Raw genomic sequence first — 15,937 nt, 5'->3', positions numbered from 1 at the left:
CGGAGCCGGTTCAGCGGCGTTCGGGCTTGGCGCTGCGCCCCATCAGCTCCTTGAGGGCGACCACCGGCGGCTTGCCCTCGTGGACGATGCTGACGACGGTCTCCGTGATCGGCATGTCGACGCCGTGCCGGCGTGCCAGATCCAGCACCGACTCACAGGACTTGACCCCCTCGGCGGTCTGCCGGGTGACCGCGATGGTCTCCTGGAGGGTCATGCCCCGGCCGAGGTTGATGCCGAAGGTGTGGTTGCGGGACAGCGGCGACGAGCAGGTCGCGGCGAGGTCGCCGAGGCCCGCGAGGCCGGAGAACGTCATCGGGTCCGCGCCCATCACGAGTCCGAGGCGGGTGGTCTCGGCCAGGCCGCGGGTGATCAGCGAGCCCTTGGCGTTGTCGCCCAGACCCATGCCGTCGGCGATGCCGACGGCGAGACCGATCACGTTCTTGACGGCTCCGCCGAGTTCACAGCCCACCACGTCGGTGTTCGTGTACGGGCGGAAGTACGGCGTGTGGCAGGCGGTCTGGATGCGCCGGGCCACCGCCTCGTCGCGGCAGGCGACGACGCCCGCCGCCGGCATCCGCTGGGCGACCTCCTTGGCGAGGTTGGGCCCCGTGACGACGGCGACACGGTCCGCGGAGACCTTCGCGACCTCCTCGATGACCTCGCTCATCCGCTTCACGGTGCCGAGTTCGACGCCCTTCATGAGCGAGACGAGCACGGTGTCGGGGGCGAGCAGCGGCACCCAGTCCGCGAGGTTGCCGCGCAGTGTCTGGGAAGGCACGGCGAGGACGGTGAAATCGGCTCCGCGCGCGGCCTTCGCCGGGTCGGCGGTGGCCCGCAGGTTCTCCGGGAGTTCGATGCCCGGGAGGTAGTCCGGGTTCATGCGCGTGGAGTTGACCGCGTCGGCGAGTTCGGGACGGCGTGCCCACAGGGTGACGTCGCACCCCGCGTCGGCGAGCACCATGCCGAAGGCCGTACCCCACGATCCGGTCCCGAAGACGGCCGCCCTGACCGGCTTGCTCACGTGCTCTGCCCCTCTTCCTGCTGTGCCTTCGGCTTGGCCGCGGTCCTACGGCGCTGCGCGATGCGCACCTCGCGCGGGTCGTACACGTTCTCGGGCGCCTTCTCGCCGCGGATCAGCTCAAGCTGCGCGGTGACGGCCGCCATGATGACCTCGGTGACCTCCTTCAGGAGGTCCGGGTTCATCTCCCGGTCGTAGTAGCGCGAGAGGTCCACCGGCGGGCCCGCGAGCACGTGGTGGGTCTTGCGCGGAAGGATGTCGGGCTTCTTGGCGTACGGGGGCAGCAGTTCGTTGGCGCCCCACTGCGCGACCGGGATCACCGGGCACCGGGTCTGCAGGGCGACCCTGGCCGCACCGGTCTTGCCGGTCATCGGCCAGCCGTCGGGGTCACGGGTGAGCGTGCCCTCGGGGTAGAACGCCACGCACTCACCGCGTTCCACCGCGTCGATCGCGGCCCGGAAGGCGCTCAGGGCGTCGGTGCTCTCGCGGTAGACGGGAATCTGTCCGGTGCCGCGCATCGCGGCGCCGACGAATCCCTTCTTGAAAAGCCCGGCCTTCGCCAGGAAGCGCGGAACACGCCCGGTGTTGTACTGGTAGTGCGCATACGCGAACGGGTCCACATGGGAATTGTGGTTCACCGCGGTGATAAATCCGCCCTCGGCCGGAATGTTCTCCATCCCGCGCCAGTCCCGCTTGATGAGAAGCACCAGCGGCGGTTTGCAGAGAACCGCTGCGAAGCGGTACCAGAAGCCGATTCTGCGGCGGGGCACGCGGACACCTTCCTCTAGAGCCTGGGGGGCCGCACAAGTGTCGCTCCAGGCCGCCTGTCTGTCGAGAACACCGTACGCCCCGACACCCTGACCGCCAGGGTGACCAGGTCACAATAAGGCGTGACTGGAGAGGGTGGAGCGCTCGTGCGGTGGACCTTGGTCGTACCCCTCAAACCCCTGGCGCGGGCCAAGAGCAGGCTGGCGGACACCGCTTCCGACGTACTGCGCCCAGGGCTCGCCCTCGCGTTCGCGCAGGACACCGTGGCGGCGGCGCTGGCCTGCGCCACCGTCCGGGGTGTGGCGGTCGTCACGGGCGACGCCCTGGCCGGGAGGGAGCTGGCCGCGCTCGGCGCGCACATCGTCGCGGACGAGCCGGGCGGGGGTCTCAACGCGGCGCTGGCGCACGGGGCCGAGGCCGTACGGGCCCGGGATCCCGAATGCGCCGTCGCGGCCCTGAACGCCGATCTGCCCGCTCTGCGGCCTTCGGAACTGGCCCGGGTACTGGCCGCCGCGGGCGAATTCCCCCGCGCTTTTCTGGCCGATGCTGCTGCAATCGGCACGACGCTCCTGGCCGCTTCCCCGGGCCGGGAATTGCTCCCCGCTTTCGGCGGTGATTCCCGGGCCCGCCATCGCGCCTCGGGGGCCGCGGAACTCCGTCTCGACGCGGTGGATTCCGTACGCCAGGACGTGGACACCCGGGAGGATCTGCGGGCGGCGCTGGCACTCGGCGTCGGACCGCGCACGGCGGCCGCGGCGGCACGGCTACTGATTCCCGGGCAGTAGGCGGCAATGGGCGGCCGAGCCCGGGTGTGGCGGGACTGCTCGCGTCCCGCGCGGGGCGGGATCAGTAGGCTGCCCCCATGCAGGCGACCTCGTACACGTACGACCCCGAGACCCGCAGCGGACAGGTGCTGCTCGACGACGGCACCCCGGTGCCCTTCGACGGTCCGGCGTTCGACGCCGGCGGGCTGCGGCTGCTGCGGCCGGGACAGCGCGTGCGGATCGAGACCGAGGGCGAGGGCGCGGAGCTCAGGATCACCCTGATCACGCTGCAGACGTTCTGACGCAGAGATGTTCTGACGCAGACGTTCTGACGCAGACGTTCCGAACGTGCCGCGGGCCGGGCTCCCGGTGGGAGCCCGGCCCGGCGTGTGAGGTGCCCCTCGGCCCTGCTTCTAGCGGGCGGTGGCCTTCTTGGCGGTGATCTTGCGAGCCGTCGACTTCTTCGCGGGGGCCTTCTTGGCCGTGGCCTTCTTCGCCGGAGCCTTCTTGGCGGCGGTCTTCTTGGCCGTGGTCGTCTTCGCCGTCGTCTTCTTGGCGGCGGCCGTCTTCGCGACCGTCTTCTTCGCCGCGGTCTTCTTCACCGCGGCCGTGGTCTTCTTCGCGACCGTCTTCTTCGCCGCGATCTTCCTGACCGCCGCCTTCTTGGCGGTGGTGGCCTTCTTGGCCGCGGCCTTCTTCACCGTCGCGGAAGCGCCGCCGGAGAGGCTGCCCTTCGGGGCCTTCTTGACCGCGACGTCGTGCTTCGGGAGCTTCTTCGAGCCGCTCACCAGGTCCTTGAAGCCCTGGCCGGCGCGGAAGCGCGGCACAGAGGTCTTCTTGACCCGAACACGCTCACCCGTCTGAGGGTTGCGGGCGTAACGGGCGGGGCGGTCGACCTTCTCGAAGGAACCGAAGCCCGTGACCGAGACCCGGTCTCCGCCGACAACCGCACGGACGATGGCGTCCAGTACAGCGTCGACCGCGTCGGCGGCCTGCTGACGCCCGCCGACCTTGTCGGCAATCGCTTCTACGAGCTGCGCCTTGTTCACGTCTTCCCCTTCGGAGACATTGCCCGAACGAATGCGTTCAAGCTTTTTCGCACGTTAGGCAGATATATACCGCAAATCAAACACGAAACGGGCTAATCACCCTTGTGCCGCAACGAACTCGGGCCGTAGCGCAGTTCGTCAGTGATCCCCTTCGAGGAATCGACCCTCGTCGAGGTCGGTGGTGAACCGCTCCAGCCGCCTTGTCGCGTCGGCGAGATCGTGCTTGGCCGCGGCCGTAATGACCAGCAGCTTCCGGGCCAGCGCCATCCGTACGCCCTCCGGGACTTGCAGTGCGCGCACTCTTGTGTGCGCTTCCTTGAGTTGGGCCGCGACCGCCGCGTAGAGCTCGAGTTGGCTGTCACGTTCCATGCACAGATTGTGCCATCTGGGGCGAGTTGTCGCCTGCGCAGGGGGTAACTGCCGCCCACCGGAGGCCTTCTGACCCTCTTGGCCGGAAGTCGCCCACATAGTCGCCTACCCAGGCAACCCGCCTTGTAACTAAGGGAGTTGACCGTCCTCGTGAGGGTGCGCGGGAGCCCTCCGGGAGCGGAAACAGCTGTACCCCCAACCGTCCACGATTGGGGGTACAGAGTGATGCCGCGTGGCTGGAATCAGCCGTGCCCGGCCGGAGCCGGGCCGGGTGTCAGACCTGGAGCGTCTTCGGCTTGTGCGAGGGGCGCTTGGCCTCGTACGCCGCGATGTCGCCCTCGTTCTGGAGGGTGATGGAGATGTCGTCCAGCCCGTTCAGCAGCCGCCAGCGGGCGTTCTCGTCGAGCTCGAAGGCGGCGGTGATGCCCTCGGCGCGCACCTCACGGGCCTCGAGGTCGACCGTGATCTCGGCCTGCGGGTCCTTCTCCGACAGCTCCTGGAGCGCGTCCACGATCTTCTGGTCCAGAACCACCGTGAGCAGGCCGTTCTTGAGCGAGTTGCCGCGGAAGATGTCGGCGAACCGGGACGAGATGACGGTCTTGAAGCCGTAGTTCTGGAGCGCCCAGACGGCGTGCTCACGGGAGGAGCCCGTACCGAAGTCGGGACCCGCGACCAGAACCGTGGCGCCCTGGCGCTCGGGCTGGTTGAGGATGAAGGAGGCGTCCTTGCGCCAGGCCTCGAAGAGGCCGTCCTCGAAGCCGTCCCTGGTCACCTTCTTGAGCCAGTGGGCGGGGATGATCTGGTCGGTGTCGACGTTGCTGCGGCGCAGCGGGACCGCCCGGCCGGTGTGCGTGGTGAATGCTTCCATGGCTCTCAGACTCCAGCGGGCACAGGGGCGTCGGACAGGTCGGCCGGGGAGGCCAGGCGGCCGGCGACCGCCGAGGCGGCGGCGACCTCGGGCGAGACCAGGTGCGTACGGCCGCCCTTGCCCTGCCTCCCCTCGAAGTTGCGGTTGGAGGTCGACGCGGAGCGCTCGCCGGGGGCCAGCTGGTCCGGGTTCATGCCCAGACACATCGAGCAGCCCGCGTGCCGCCATTCGGCGCCGGCCTCCTTGAAGACCACGTCCAGGCCCTCGGAGACGGCCTGGAGACCGACCCGCGCGGAGCCGGGGACGACCAGCATCCGTACGCCGTCGGCGACTTTGCGGCCCTCGACGACCGCGGCGGCCGCGCGCAGGTCCTCGATACGGCCGTTGGTGCACGAACCTACGAAGACGGTGTCGACCTGGATGTCACGCAGCGGCTGTCCGGCGGTCAACCCCATGTACTCCAGGGCCTTTTCGGCGGCGTGGCGCTCCGAAGCGTCTTCGTACGAAGCCGGGTCGGGGACGTTCGCCGACAGCGGCGCGCCCTGGCCGGGGTTGGTGCCCCAGGTGACGAACGGCGACAGGGAGGCGGCGTCGATGACGACCTCCGCGTCGAATTCGGCGTCGTCGTCGGACTTCAGGGTCTTCCAGTACGCGACCGCGGCGTCCCACTCCTCGCCCTCGGGGGCGTGGGCGCGGCCCTTGAGATACGCGAAGGCGGTCTCGTCGGGGGCGATCATGCCCGCGCGGGCGCCGGCCTCGATCGACATGTTGCAGATGGTCATCCGGGCTTCCATCGAGAGCTTCTCGATGGCGGAGCCGCGGTATTCCAGGATGTAGCCCTGGCCGCCGCCGGTACCGATCTTGGCGATGATCGCCAGGATCAGGTCCTTGGCGCTGACACCGTCGGGCAGTTCGCCGTCGATGGTGATGGCCATGGTCTTCGGGCGGGCCAGCGGCAGCGTCTGGGTGGCCAGCACATGCTCCACCTGGGAGGTGCCGATGCCGAACGCCAGGGCGCCGAAGGCGCCGTGCGTGGAGGTGTGCGAGTCACCGCAGACCACGGTGGTGCCCGGCTGGGTCAGACCCAGCTGCGGCCCCACCACGTGCACCACGCCCTGCTCGACGTCGCCCAGCGAGTGCAGCCGCACGCCGAATTCGGCGGCGTTCTTGCGCAGCGTCTCCAGCTGGACCCGGGAGACCGGGTCCGCGATGGGCTTGTCGATGTCGAGGGTCGGGGTGTTGTGGTCCTCGGTGGCGATGGTGAGGTCGAGGCGGCGCACCGGGCGCCCCGCCTGACGCAGGCCGTCGAAGGCCTGCGGGCTGGTCACCTCGTGCAGCAGGTGCAGATCGATGAAGAGGAGGTCGGGTTCGCCATCGGCGCGCCGGACGACATGGTCGTCCCAGACCTTCTCCGCGAGTGTCCTACCCATCGCTTTCCCTCCGGCCGGCTTGTGTGGCGCCGGCCCAACTAGAGATTTCCGGGGCGGTTGAACGTCCGTACCCCTCGTACCGGACGTCGTCCGCCGGACCCGTTGGTTCGCGGGCCGCTGTGTCTACAAGGGTGGCGCGTTCCACCGGAAATTGAACTTGCGTTTCACAGAGTGAGACGCGAGTATCGTTTCATGGACAACAGTAGCGGCGTCGGCGTTCTGGACAAGGCAGCCCTTGTCCTGAGCGCTCTGGAGTCCGGTCCGGCCACCCTCGCAGGCTTGGTCGCGGCGACCGGACTGGCACGACCCACGGCACATCGCCTCGCCGTGGCACTTGAACACCACCGCATGGTGGCGCGCGACATGCAGGGCCGTTTCATCCTCGGACCCCGGCTCGCCGAACTGGCCGCGGCCGCCGGGGAGGACCGCCTCCTCGCGACGGCGGGCCCGGTGCTCACGCACCTGAGGGACATCACGGGCGAGAGCGCGCAGCTCTACCGCCGCCAGGGCGACATGCGCATCTGCGTCGCCGCGGCCGAGCGGCTGTCCGGTCTGCGGGACACGGTCCCGGTGGGCTCCACGCTCACCATGAAGGCCGGTTCCTCCGCCCAGATCCTGATGGCCTGGGAGGAGCCGGAGCGGCTGCACCGCGGTCTCCAGGGCGCCCGCTTCACCGCCACCGCGCTGTCGGGAGTACGGCGCCGCGGCTGGGCCCAGTCGATCGGTGAACGCGAGCCGGGCGTGGCGTCCGTCTCCGCGCCGGTCCGCGGCCCCTCGAACCGTGTCGTGGCCGCCGTCTCGGTCTCCGGGCCGATCGAGCGCCTGTCCCGCCACCCGGGCCGTATGCACGCCCAGGCGGTCATCGACGCCGCCGGCCGCCTCTCCGAGGCCCTGCGCCGCACGGGCTGACCTTCGCTCCGATTCCCCCGCGCGAGGGGAAGGGCCGGCCTCAACGCCGCGGCAGGCCCTTCCCGAAGCGCACCGTCCCGTACGCGGGGTGTACCGGCTCACCGAGCCCGTGCACCCCGCGCCTCGTTTCCGGGGTGATCCAACTCACCGCACCGTGGTCCGAGCCGATCTCCCTCATGGCACCGCGGTCCGAGTTGATCTCCGAACGCCGAAAGGGCCCCCACCGAAGTGGAGACCCTTGCGGACCTTGTACCCCCGACCGGATTCGAACCGGCGCTACTGCCGTGAGAGGGCAGCGTGCTAGGCCGCTACACAACGGGGGCCTGAATCCTGCGTTTCCGCAGATTCGGAGCTGGGCTACCAGGACTCGAACCTAGAATGACGGTACCAGAAACCGTAGTGTTGCCAATTACACCATAGCCCATGGTGGTTTAGACCAGTACCCCCGACCGGATTCGAACCGGCGCTACTGCCGTGAGAGGGCAGCGTGCTAGGCCGCTACACAACGGGGGCCCTAGCGATCCTGCATGAGGGGCAGCGGGTGCGACCCGGACTGCCTCCCTGGGAAGGATCTGTACCCCCGACCGGATTCGAACCGGCGCTACTGCCGTGAGAGGGCAGCGTGCTAGGCCGCTACACAACGGGGGCGGGTGCGGATCTGGATTTCCGCGTGTGCAGATGAGCTCTGCGAGCTGGCCTACCAGGACTCGAACCTAGAATGACGGTACCAGAAACCGTAGTGTTGCCAATTACACCATAGGCCACTGAAACGCAACCCCTCAGGGGGATCTTGTTTTAGCTGGCACCTCCGGGCTCCGGCCTTTCGGCCCGCTCCCGGCGGCGCAGAAAGAACATTACCCGAAGGTGGACCACGCTCCAAAACGGGTATCCGTGTCGAGGATCGCGGGCAACTCGGCCAGCGATCCGATGCGACGCGGACCCGTCCGTCCGGCGGCGGCGGCGTGGGCACCGCCCCGGTCGATCCAGACCGAGAGCAGACCGGCGTCGGCGGCGCCGCGCCCGTCGATCTCCGGATGGTCCCCGACATAGGCGACGCGGTGCGGCGGCAGCCCCAGGGCGTCACAGGCCGCGTGGAAGGCGGCCGCCGCGGGTTTGGAGACGCCGAGTTCGGCGGCGCACAGGATGGCCTCGAAGCGGTCGTGCACACCGAGGACGCGCAGCTTGCGGTCCTGCACGAGGAGGCTGGAGTTGGACAGCACGGCGTGCCGGTGGCTGGCCACGAGCGCGTCCAGGACGGGCAGGACGTCCGGGAAGAGCGCCCAGGCGCCCTCGTAGTGCGTGACGTACCGGTCGAACCAGGCGTCGGCCTCGGTGTCGCTCAGCGGCTCCCCCAGGAACACCCGGACACGGTCCCGCCGCTGGCCCTGCCAGTCCGTCTCGCCGGCCGCGTACCTCGCCCACTGGGCGTCGGTGATCTCCCGCCAGCGCGCGAGGGCCTGCTCGACGGTCGTCCCGCCGTCGAGCAGGCCCTCGGCGGCGAGATGGTCCCGCATGCCCGCCCGGTCGGCGGCCGTGTAGTCGAAGAGCGTGTCGTCGATGTCCCAGACCACGGCGTCGATGCTCATGCGCCGACGGTATCCCCGGGGGCGGGCGGCTGTCCCTCGGACGGTGGCAGTCGTGTCGGTCAGGGGCACAGCGGACGTACAACTGCGCTACCTCAAGAGGGAGTTGACGGGAACGGTGAACCGAGAGTGACAGGCCGGGCACATGCGGCAGGGGCGGCGCACACGCGACAGGGGCGGCGCCCGAACCGGACACCGCCCCTGTCGCGTACGTCTGCGGGCTAGGCCGCGAGCCGCTCCAGCGCGGCGTCGACGCGCGCCAGCGTCTTCTCCTTGCCCAGGATCTCCAGGGACTCGAAGAGCGGCAGGCCGACCGTGCGGCCGGTGACGGCGACGCGGACCGGGGCCTGGGCCTTGCCGAGCTTGAGGCCGTGCTCCTCACCGGCGGCCAGGACGGCCTCCTTCAGGGACTCCGGGGAGGTCCAGTCGGCCGCCTCCAGCTTCTCGCGGGCCGTCCGGAGCAGGGCGTCGCTGCCCTCCTTCATCGCCTTCGTCCAGGACGCCTCGTCGACGGCCGGCTCCGGCAGGAACAGGAAGTCGACGTTGTCCGTGATCTCGGAGAGGACCTTCATCCGCGACTGGGCGTGCGGGGCGATGGCCTGCCACTGCGCCTCGTCGAAGTCCTCCGGCGCCCAGGGCGCGAAGGGGGCGCGCAGCCAGGGGGCGCAGCGCTCGGTGAAGTCCTTCACATCGAGCATGCGGATGTGGTCGGCGTTGATCGCCTCGCACTTCTTCAGGTCGAAGCGGGCCGGGTTCGGGTTCACGTCCGTGACGTCGAACGCGGCGACCATCTCGTCGATCGAGAAGATGTCGCGGTCCGCCGCGAGCGACCAGCCGAGCAGGGAGAGGTAGTTCAGCAGGCCCTCGGGGAGGAAGCCGCGCTCCCTGTAGAGGTTGAGCGACGACTCCGGGTCGCGCTTGGAGAGCTTCTTGTTGCCCTCGCCCATCACGTACGGGAGGTGGCCGAAGGCCGGGGTCTCCTTGGCGATGCCCAGCTCGGTCAGCGCCTTGTAGAGGGCGATCTGCCGGGGGGTGGAGGAGAGCAGGTCCTCGCCGCGCAGGACGTGGGTGATCTCCATCAGGGCGTCGTCGACGGGGTTGACGAGCGTGTACAGCGGGGCGCCGTTGGCACGGACGATGCCGTAGTCCGGGACGTTCTCCGGGAGGTACGTGATCTCGCCGCGGACCAGGTCGTCGAAGGTGATCGCCTCGTCGGGCATCCGGAAGCGGACGATGGGCTTGCGGCCCTCGGCCTCGTAGGCGGCCTTCTGCTCGGCGGACAGGTCGCGGCAGTGGCCGTCGTAGCCGGAGGGCTTGCCGGCGGCGCGGGCGGCGTCGCGGCGGGTGTCCAGCTCCTCGGTCGAGCAGTAGCAGCGGTACGCGTGGCCCGCGTCCAGGAGCTTGGCGGCGACATCCGCGTAGATGTCCATGCGCTGCGACTGGCGGTACGGCGCGTGCGGGCCGCCGATCTCGGGGCCCTCGTCCCAGTCGAAGCCCAGCCAGCGCATCGAGTCGAGGAGCTGGTCGTACGACTCCTCGGAGTCGCGGGCCGCGTCGGTGTCCTCGATGCGGAAGACCAGGGTGCCTTCGTTGTGCCGGGCGAACGCCCAGTTGAACAGGGCGGTGCGGACCAGCCCGACATGGGGGTTGCCGGTCGGGGAGGGACAGAAACGTACACGGACGTTAGCCACGCTTGATCACCTTGTTGGTGAGAGTGCCGATGCCTTCGATGGTGACGGCGACCTCGTCGCCGACGTTCAGGGGGCCGACCCCAGCCGGGGTGCCGGTGAGGATCACGTCGCCGGGGAGCAGCGTCATGGCCTCGGTGATGTTGACGATCAGGTCCTCGATGGAGTGGATCATCTCGCTGGTCCGGCCGAGCTGGCGCTGCTGGCCGTTGACCGTGCACTGGATGGTCAGGTCCGCGGGGTCCAGGTCCGTCTCCACCCAGGGGCCGAGGGGGCAGGAGCTGTCGAAGCCCTTGGCGCGGGCCCACTGCTTCTCGCGCCTCTGCACATCGCGGGCGGTGACGTCGTTGGCGCAGGTGTAGCCCAGGATGACGTCCTTGACGCGCTCGCGCGGGACCTCGCGGCACATGCGGCCGATGACGACGGCGAGCTCGGCCTCGTGGTGCAGCTCGCTGGAGAAGGAGGGGTACTGGATCGGGTCGCCCGGACCGGTCACGGAGGTCGACGGCTTGAAGAAGGCGAACGGGGCGTCGGGCACCTCGTTGCCGAGCTCCTTGGCGTGCTCCGCGTAGTTGCGGCCGAAGGCCACGACCTTGTTCGGGAGCACCGGCGGCAGCAGCCGGACCTTGTTCAGCGGGACCTTCGTACCGGAGAGCTCGAAGTCCGCGAACGGGATGCCCTTGATGATGTCGAGGACGAGCTCGTCCGGCTTGTCGCCCTCGACCGCGCCGAAAGCGACGTTGCCGTCGATGGAGAATCTGGCGATGCGCACGGGATCCTGGCGCCCCTCACTGAGCTGGCTGGAGTCTGACGCTCCAGGCTAACGCGGCAAGGGCTGCGGGCTTCGCGTATATCCGCCGGTGCGGTGAACGGCGGGGCGTGCTCCGGGGTGACGGGCGGCGGCGCGCCGGTCCGGGCCAGGGGTGGGGGTGCCCTCGTGGAGGGGTGTCCGTGACCGGCCGGGCCGCGCGGTGCGCGGCCCTTCGCCGGTCACCGCGTTCACTCCGCGGCGGCGGCGACCGTGACCGGGGCGTCCATCAGGACGGTGCGGCGGGGGTTGGCCGTCTGGAGGGGGAGCTCGACCGAGTGCTCCGGCCGCTCCGGCGTGCGCAGGGCATCGGCGTCCTCGAGGTGCGCCAGCGTCGTGCGCCGCGGATTGGCAATGTTGCGGAACATCATCGTCGTCTTCACCGTTTTGCTCGACCTTGTCGTCCTGGGCGCCGGTCGGGGTCAAAGAGCCCCACATAGACGCGGGTTGTCGGATTCGCCATCCCTGTAAAGCGTCAGGCTAAACATTCAATTCCCTGGCGATGCCGTGAAGAGGCCATGATCGCTGTGTGAGTTTGCTCACTTACCAAGGGGCAAACCGGTCAATCGTGGCCCCCAATACGGGCCGACCAAACGGACATTACTCCACTGAACCAGTCATTCCGCTCCTGATCATCGCGACTGGGACACGGCTGTGACGCCCATGGCTCGTAGGCCTATGCCCGGTATGTACGAGAACCCTTTACACGCCTCGTGACCTGTCACTCACATGCTGTCACGGAGGTCACAGCCTGGTACATGGCCCTTGTTGGAGATCCTGCACTGTGCTGGAATTCCTCGGACCGCCGCGGATTCACGAATCCGGCGCGCAGGGGCGCTACTCAGCGCCGAGTGGCGGCGGGAAGGGGGAACCTGCGCCGGTCATTCAGACCACAGACACAGGGCGCATCTGCGTCCGTGTACAACGCCGACACCGCCCCGCCGTTCCAGCGGAGGGGCGCCTGGTCCAGAGGTTGCGACGCTAGTGCAGGGACGTTTCAAGAGGGATGGCAGCGCTTCGGCGGAGCCGGAGCCGCGCGGCGGGACCGACCGCGGTTCCTCGCCCCAGCACGCCCAGAACCCGGGACCGGCAGAGGTCGGCGGCAGCGGTGAACACTCCGCTCGCGCCGGCGCGAAGCCCAAGGCTCCCGCCACCACGACCGATGCCACGTCGACGGGCACACCGAGCTACGGCTCGCGTGTAGCCCTGCGCAACTGGCGCATCTCGACGCGACTTGTCTCGCTGCTCGCGCTCCCCGTGGTCGCCGCGACCTCGCTGGGTGCGCTCCGCATCAACGAGTCGATGGACAACATCCAGCAGCTCGACAACATGCGGCTGCTGACCGAGATGACCAAGCAGGCCACCGAGCTCGCCGCCGCGCTCCAGCAGGAGCGCGACGAGACGGCCGGTCCGCTGACACAGGGCGCCCTGGCCAACGACTACGAGGTCAAGTCGGCGCGCGACAAGACCGACGTGGCGAGGAAGCACTTCCTCCAAGGCACGCAGCAGGTCGACAACGCGACGGCCGAGGGCCAGCTCGTCGGCGTGCACGACAGCCTCGTCGGTGTCGTGCACGAGCTGTACAACCTCAACACGATCCGCGGTGCCGCCTACAACGACCCGCAGAACTCGACCCAGACGGTGGACGCCTACCACCGCCTGATCACCGAGCTCCTCGCGCTCTCGCAGGACATGGCCGAGGCGACCAGCAACCCGGAGATGATCCAGCGCACCCGCGCGCTGGCCGCGTTCTCCTCCGCCAAGGAGTACGCCTCCATCCAGCGGGCCGTCATCGCCGCCGCGCTTCCCACGCAGCCGAAGGTCTTCGGAACCCTCTCCAAGAACGACCAGCAGTACGCGCAGTCCGCGCAGCAGAGCCAGGAGTCCGAGACCAGCAGCTTCAAGAACATCTACGGCGAGGGCAACACGGAACTGCTCCTGCCGATCGAGGGTGACAACCCGACGATCAAGTCGGCCGACCAGTACGCCAAGCGTGTGCTGAGCAACTCCGAGGGCCTCAAGTCGCAGAACAAGCGGTCCTACAAGGACTGGCTCGACGACGACTCGGCCAAGATCGACCAGATGTCGAAGATCGAGACCACGCTGCTCAGCGAGATGGAGCAGAAGGCCCGTGAGCTGCGTAACGAGTCCCAGAGTGAAGCGATCATCTCCGGTGTACTGATCCTGCTCGTCCTCGGTGTCTCGCTCGTCGGCGCCTTCGTCGTGGCCCGGTCCATGATCCGCTCGCTGCGCCGTCTCCAGGACACCGCCACCCGGGTCGCCTCGGACCGTCTGCCCGAGCTCGTCAAGCAGCTCTCGGAGTCGGACCCGCAGGACGTCGACACCTCCGTGGAGTCGGTCGGTGTGCACTCCCGGGACGAGATCGGCCAGGTGGCCGCGGCCTTCGACGACGTGCACCGCGAGGCTGTCCGCCTCGCCGCCGAGCAGGCCCTTCTGCGAGGCAACGTCAACGCGATGTTCACCAACCTCTCGCGCCGTTCCCAGGGTCTTATCCAGCGTCAGCTCTCGCTCATATCCGAGCTGGAGTCCCGCGAGGCCGACCCCGACCAGCTCTCCTCGCTGTTCAAGCTCGACCACCTCGCGACCCGCATGCGCCGTAACGGTGAAAACCTCCTCGTCCTCGCCGGTGAAGAGCCCGGTCGCCGCTGGACCCGCCCGGTCCCGCTGGTCGACGTGCTCCGCGCCGCCGCCTCCGAGGTGGAGCAGTACGAGCGCATCGAACTCTCCTCGGTGCCCGGCACCGAGGTCGCCGGCCGGGTCGTCAACGACCTCGTCCACCTGCTCGCGGAGCTGCTGGAGAACGCCACGTCGTTCTCCTCCCCGCAGACCAAGGTCAAGGTCACCGGTCACGCCCTGCCCGACGGCCGGGTGCTGATCGAGATCCACGACACCGGTATCGGTCTGTCCCCCGAGGACCTGGCCGCGATCAACGAGCGGCTCGCCGCTCCGCCCACGGTGGACGTCTCCGTCTCCCGACGCATGGGTCTGTTCGTGGTCGGTCGTCTGTCGCAGCGTCACGGCATCCGTATCCAGCTTCGCCCGTCCGACTCCGGCGGTACGACCGCGCTGGTCATGCTGCCGGTGGACGTCGCTCAGGGCGGCAAGAAGCCCATGCCGAACAAGCCGGGCCAGAGTGCCGTCGGCGGCGGCCCCGCCGCGGCGCAGGCCTCGGCCGGTGCGTCCGCGGCCCGTCGCTCGGGCGGTCCCTCGCTCGGTGCCGGAGCCCCCTCCGCCCCCGGCGGTCCCCTCGGGGCCCCGCCGCAGCGCGGACAGGTCGGCGCGGGCCAGGGTCCGCGGGCCGCGCTGCCCGGCAGCAACCAGGGCGGTCGCCCGGGTGGCTCCGGCGGTGCGCATGGCCAGCAGGGCCAGGCCGGCGGCCAGCAGGGCAGGCAGGCTCCCGCCGGTGCGAACGCCTTCGGGCAGAGCCCGCAGCAGGGCTTCCCCGCCCAGAACGGCTCGCAGCAGCAGGGCTTCGGCAACGGCAACGGCACGGGCCAGAACGCCTTCGGCGACAGCAACGCGGCTCCGGCAGCGCCGCCCGCGAAGGCACCGTCCAACGGCAAGGGCGGCCGTCGCCGGCCGCAGCTTCCGGGACGCGGTGGCGCCGCGCGCGCCGAGCTGCCCGGTGGCAACGCCGGCTCCCGCACGCCGAGCTGGAGCGACGACAACGCGCAGCCGCCGGTTCCGCGTACGTCCCTCGACACCCCGCGTGGTCACGAGGAGCCCGACGCCACGTCCCGCATGCCGCGGGTCGAGGACCGGGGCCCCGCCTCCACCGCGGAGTTCGCCCGTCCCGACTTCGACGCCCCGCGCCCCGGCGCGAGCGCGCCGCAGAACAACGGCCAGAACAACGGCCAGTACGGTTACGGCAACCAGTCCCCCACCGGCCAGAACCCGGCCGCCACGGGACAGTTCCCCGCCCAGGGCTACGGGGCCTCCCAGTCCCCGTCGTCCACCGGCCAGTTCGCCCAGCCGGGCTACGCGCCTTCCCAGGACCCCGCGTCCACCGGGCAGTTCGCGGCAACCGGCTACGGCAACGGGCAGGGTTCGTCCACCGGACAGTACGAGCGACCGGCAACCCCACAGCCGCCCGCCCGTCCGCAGGTCCCCGAGGCGCTTCCCCCGGCCTCGAACCCCGGTGACGGCCGTACCCCGCTGTACGACACGCTGGAGACCAACTGGTTCCACGGTCAGGCCAACGGCTCGGACGGCGCTCCGGCCAACGGCACCGCCCACCAGGACAACGGTTCCCAGGGATACCCGCCGGCCGCCCCACAGCAGCCGCAGACTCCCCCGGCTCCGCAGCGGCCGGCCGCCGCACCGGCCGCCGCACCGACCGCCGCACCGGCCGCCACCACGACGTGGCGCAGCTCTCCGAACGACGACCTCGTCAAGCAGGCGGAGCGTTCCCGTAAGCCGTCGGCAGGCGGGGTCACCACCTCAGGCCTGCCGCGCCGCGTCCCGCGAGCCAACCTCGTCGCGGGCACGGCACAGCAGCAACAGCACCAAAGCGGTCCGCAGGTCTCGCGTGCGCCTGATGACGTACGCGGCCGGCTGACCAATCTCCGTAGGGGCATTCAGCAAGGTCGACAGGCCGCTCCCAACGGCCAGACCGGCAGCTTCCCCAGCCCCACTCACCAGCAGGAGCGTTAGTTGAGCCCG

Annotated in this window: 14 protein-coding genes and 5 tRNA genes; 4 read left to right on the top strand and 15 right to left on the bottom strand. The window is 69.7% G+C overall.

Annotated features, from left to right (window positions below; translation table 11 throughout):
• Positions 1-10: 10 nt before the first annotated feature.
• The gene (locus OG410_RS29185; protein WP_328671668.1) at positions 11-1,021 is read right to left on the bottom strand and encodes an NAD(P)H-dependent glycerol-3-phosphate dehydrogenase; all 1,011 of its coding nucleotides are present in this window, start codon (positions 1,019-1,021) and stop codon (positions 11-13) included.
• Entirely contained in the window at positions 1,018-1,788 is a 771-nt protein-coding gene (locus OG410_RS29180; protein ID WP_329301827.1) for a lysophospholipid acyltransferase family protein, read from the bottom strand. The genes OG410_RS29185 and OG410_RS29180 overlap by 4 nt, the downstream gene beginning before the upstream one ends.
• Positions 1,789-1,932: 144 nt before the next feature.
• On the opposite strand from OG410_RS29180, the gene cofC reads away from it, so the two are divergent.
• Together cofC and OG410_RS29170 are read left to right on the top strand one after the other, a co-directional pair.
• Positions 1,933-2,571, top strand: a complete 639-nt coding sequence (gene cofC / locus OG410_RS29175) for a 2-phospho-L-lactate guanylyltransferase (protein ID WP_329301826.1) — start codon at positions 1,933-1,935, stop codon at positions 2,569-2,571.
• Between the two features lie 77 nt (positions 2,572-2,648).
• Positions 2,649-2,852, top strand: coding sequence for a hypothetical protein (locus tag OG410_RS29170; RefSeq protein ID WP_326785322.1), 204 nt, complete (start codon positions 2,649-2,651; stop codon positions 2,850-2,852).
• A gap of 111 nt (positions 2,853-2,963) precedes the next feature.
• Here the strand turns inward: OG410_RS29170 and OG410_RS29165 are convergent, their stop codons facing one another.
• From OG410_RS29165 to leuC, 4 genes are all read right to left on the bottom strand, one after another.
• Positions 2,964-3,599 (bottom strand): HU family DNA-binding protein, encoded by a 636-nt coding sequence (locus OG410_RS29165; RefSeq protein ID WP_329301825.1) that lies wholly within the window; start codon positions 3,597-3,599, stop codon positions 2,964-2,966.
• Positions 3,600-3,737: 138 nt separating this feature from the next.
• Positions 3,738-3,968, bottom strand: coding sequence for a hypothetical protein (locus OG410_RS29160; protein WP_328671664.1), 231 nt, complete (start codon positions 3,966-3,968; stop codon positions 3,738-3,740).
• A gap of 274 nt (positions 3,969-4,242) precedes the next feature.
• Entirely contained in the window at positions 4,243-4,836 is a 594-nt protein-coding gene (gene leuD / locus OG410_RS29155; protein WP_326785325.1) for a 3-isopropylmalate dehydratase small subunit, read from the bottom strand.
• Between the two features lie 5 nt (positions 4,837-4,841).
• Positions 4,842-6,266 carry a 3-isopropylmalate dehydratase large subunit gene (gene leuC / locus OG410_RS29150; protein ID WP_329301824.1) on the bottom strand — a complete coding sequence of 475 codons (1,425 nt, stop codon included), beginning with the start codon at positions 6,264-6,266 and terminating at the stop codon, positions 4,842-4,844.
• A 192-nt stretch (positions 6,267-6,458) separates the two neighbouring features.
• Here leuC and ndgR point away from each other — a divergent pair, with 192 nt between their 5' ends.
• Positions 6,459-7,175, top strand: coding sequence for an IclR family transcriptional regulator NdgR (ndgR, locus tag OG410_RS29145; protein ID WP_081219617.1), 717 nt, complete (start codon positions 6,459-6,461; stop codon positions 7,173-7,175).
• Positions 7,176-7,425: 250 nt separating this feature from the next.
• Here ndgR and OG410_RS29140 read toward each other — a convergent pair.
• The 9 genes from OG410_RS29140 to OG410_RS29100 form a co-directional block, all read right to left on the bottom strand.
• Positions 7,426-7,498: transfer RNA gene (locus OG410_RS29140), tRNA-Glu, on the bottom strand.
• Between the two features lie 29 nt (positions 7,499-7,527).
• Positions 7,528-7,599: transfer RNA gene (locus OG410_RS29135), tRNA-Gln, on the bottom strand.
• A gap of 16 nt (positions 7,600-7,615) precedes the next feature.
• Positions 7,616-7,688, bottom strand: a tRNA-Glu gene (locus OG410_RS29130).
• Between the two features lie 62 nt (positions 7,689-7,750).
• Positions 7,751-7,823: transfer RNA gene (locus OG410_RS29125), tRNA-Glu, on the bottom strand.
• Positions 7,824-7,867: 44 nt separating this feature from the next.
• Positions 7,868-7,939, bottom strand: a tRNA-Gln gene (locus OG410_RS29120).
• Positions 7,940-8,029: 90 nt separating this feature from the next.
• Complete coding sequence (locus OG410_RS29115) at positions 8,030-8,761, bottom strand: HAD family hydrolase (RefSeq protein ID WP_329301823.1); 732 nt, start codon at positions 8,759-8,761, stop codon at positions 8,030-8,032.
• A 218-nt stretch (positions 8,762-8,979) separates the two neighbouring features.
• Complete coding sequence (gene gltX / locus OG410_RS29110) at positions 8,980-10,449, bottom strand: glutamate--tRNA ligase (RefSeq protein ID WP_329301822.1); 1,470 nt, start codon at positions 10,447-10,449, stop codon at positions 8,980-8,982.
• Positions 10,442-11,218, bottom strand: a complete 777-nt coding sequence (locus tag OG410_RS29105) for a fumarylacetoacetate hydrolase family protein (protein ID WP_329301821.1) — start codon at positions 11,216-11,218, stop codon at positions 10,442-10,444. Before OG410_RS29105 ends, gltX begins: the two co-directional genes overlap by 8 nt.
• 227 nt (positions 11,219-11,445) lie before the next feature.
• Positions 11,446-11,637 carry a hypothetical protein gene (locus OG410_RS29100; RefSeq protein WP_326785329.1) on the bottom strand — a complete coding sequence of 64 codons (192 nt, stop codon included), beginning with the start codon at positions 11,635-11,637 and terminating at the stop codon, positions 11,446-11,448.
• Positions 11,638-12,238: 601 nt separating this feature from the next.
• Between OG410_RS29100 and OG410_RS29095 the strand changes: the two genes are divergently transcribed.
• On the top strand, positions 12,239-15,928 hold the full coding sequence (locus OG410_RS29095; RefSeq protein WP_329301820.1) for a sensor histidine kinase: 3,690 nt from the start codon (positions 12,239-12,241) through the stop codon (positions 15,926-15,928).
• The last annotated feature ends 9 nt before the right edge of the window (positions 15,929-15,937 follow it).

The sequence above is a fragment of the Streptomyces sp. NBC_00659 genome (assembly GCF_036226925.1).
Lineage (GTDB): Bacteria > Actinomycetota > Actinomycetes > Streptomycetales > Streptomycetaceae > Streptomyces.
Note: the sequence above shows the minus strand (reverse complement) of the source record. Positions and strands in the feature narration are given on the sequence as shown.

Coding starts and splice junctions, on each gene's coding strand:
- leuC (WP_329301824.1), bottom strand. CDS start 6,266: ATGGGTAGGACACTCGCGGAGAAGGTCTGGGACGACCATGTCGTCCGG.
- OG410_RS29115 (WP_329301823.1), bottom strand. CDS start 8,761: ATGAGCATCGACGCCGTGGTCTGGGACATCGACGACACGCTCTTCGAC.
- ndgR (WP_081219617.1), top strand. CDS start 6,459: ATGGACAACAGTAGCGGCGTCGGCGTTCTGGACAAGGCAGCCCTTGTC.
- OG410_RS29160 (WP_328671664.1), bottom strand. CDS start 3,968: ATGGAACGTGACAGCCAACTCGAGCTCTACGCGGCGGTCGCGGCCCAA.
- OG410_RS29170 (WP_326785322.1), top strand. CDS start 2,649: ATGCAGGCGACCTCGTACACGTACGACCCCGAGACCCGCAGCGGACAG.
- leuD (WP_326785325.1), bottom strand. CDS start 4,836: ATGGAAGCATTCACCACGCACACCGGCCGGGCGGTCCCGCTGCGCCGC.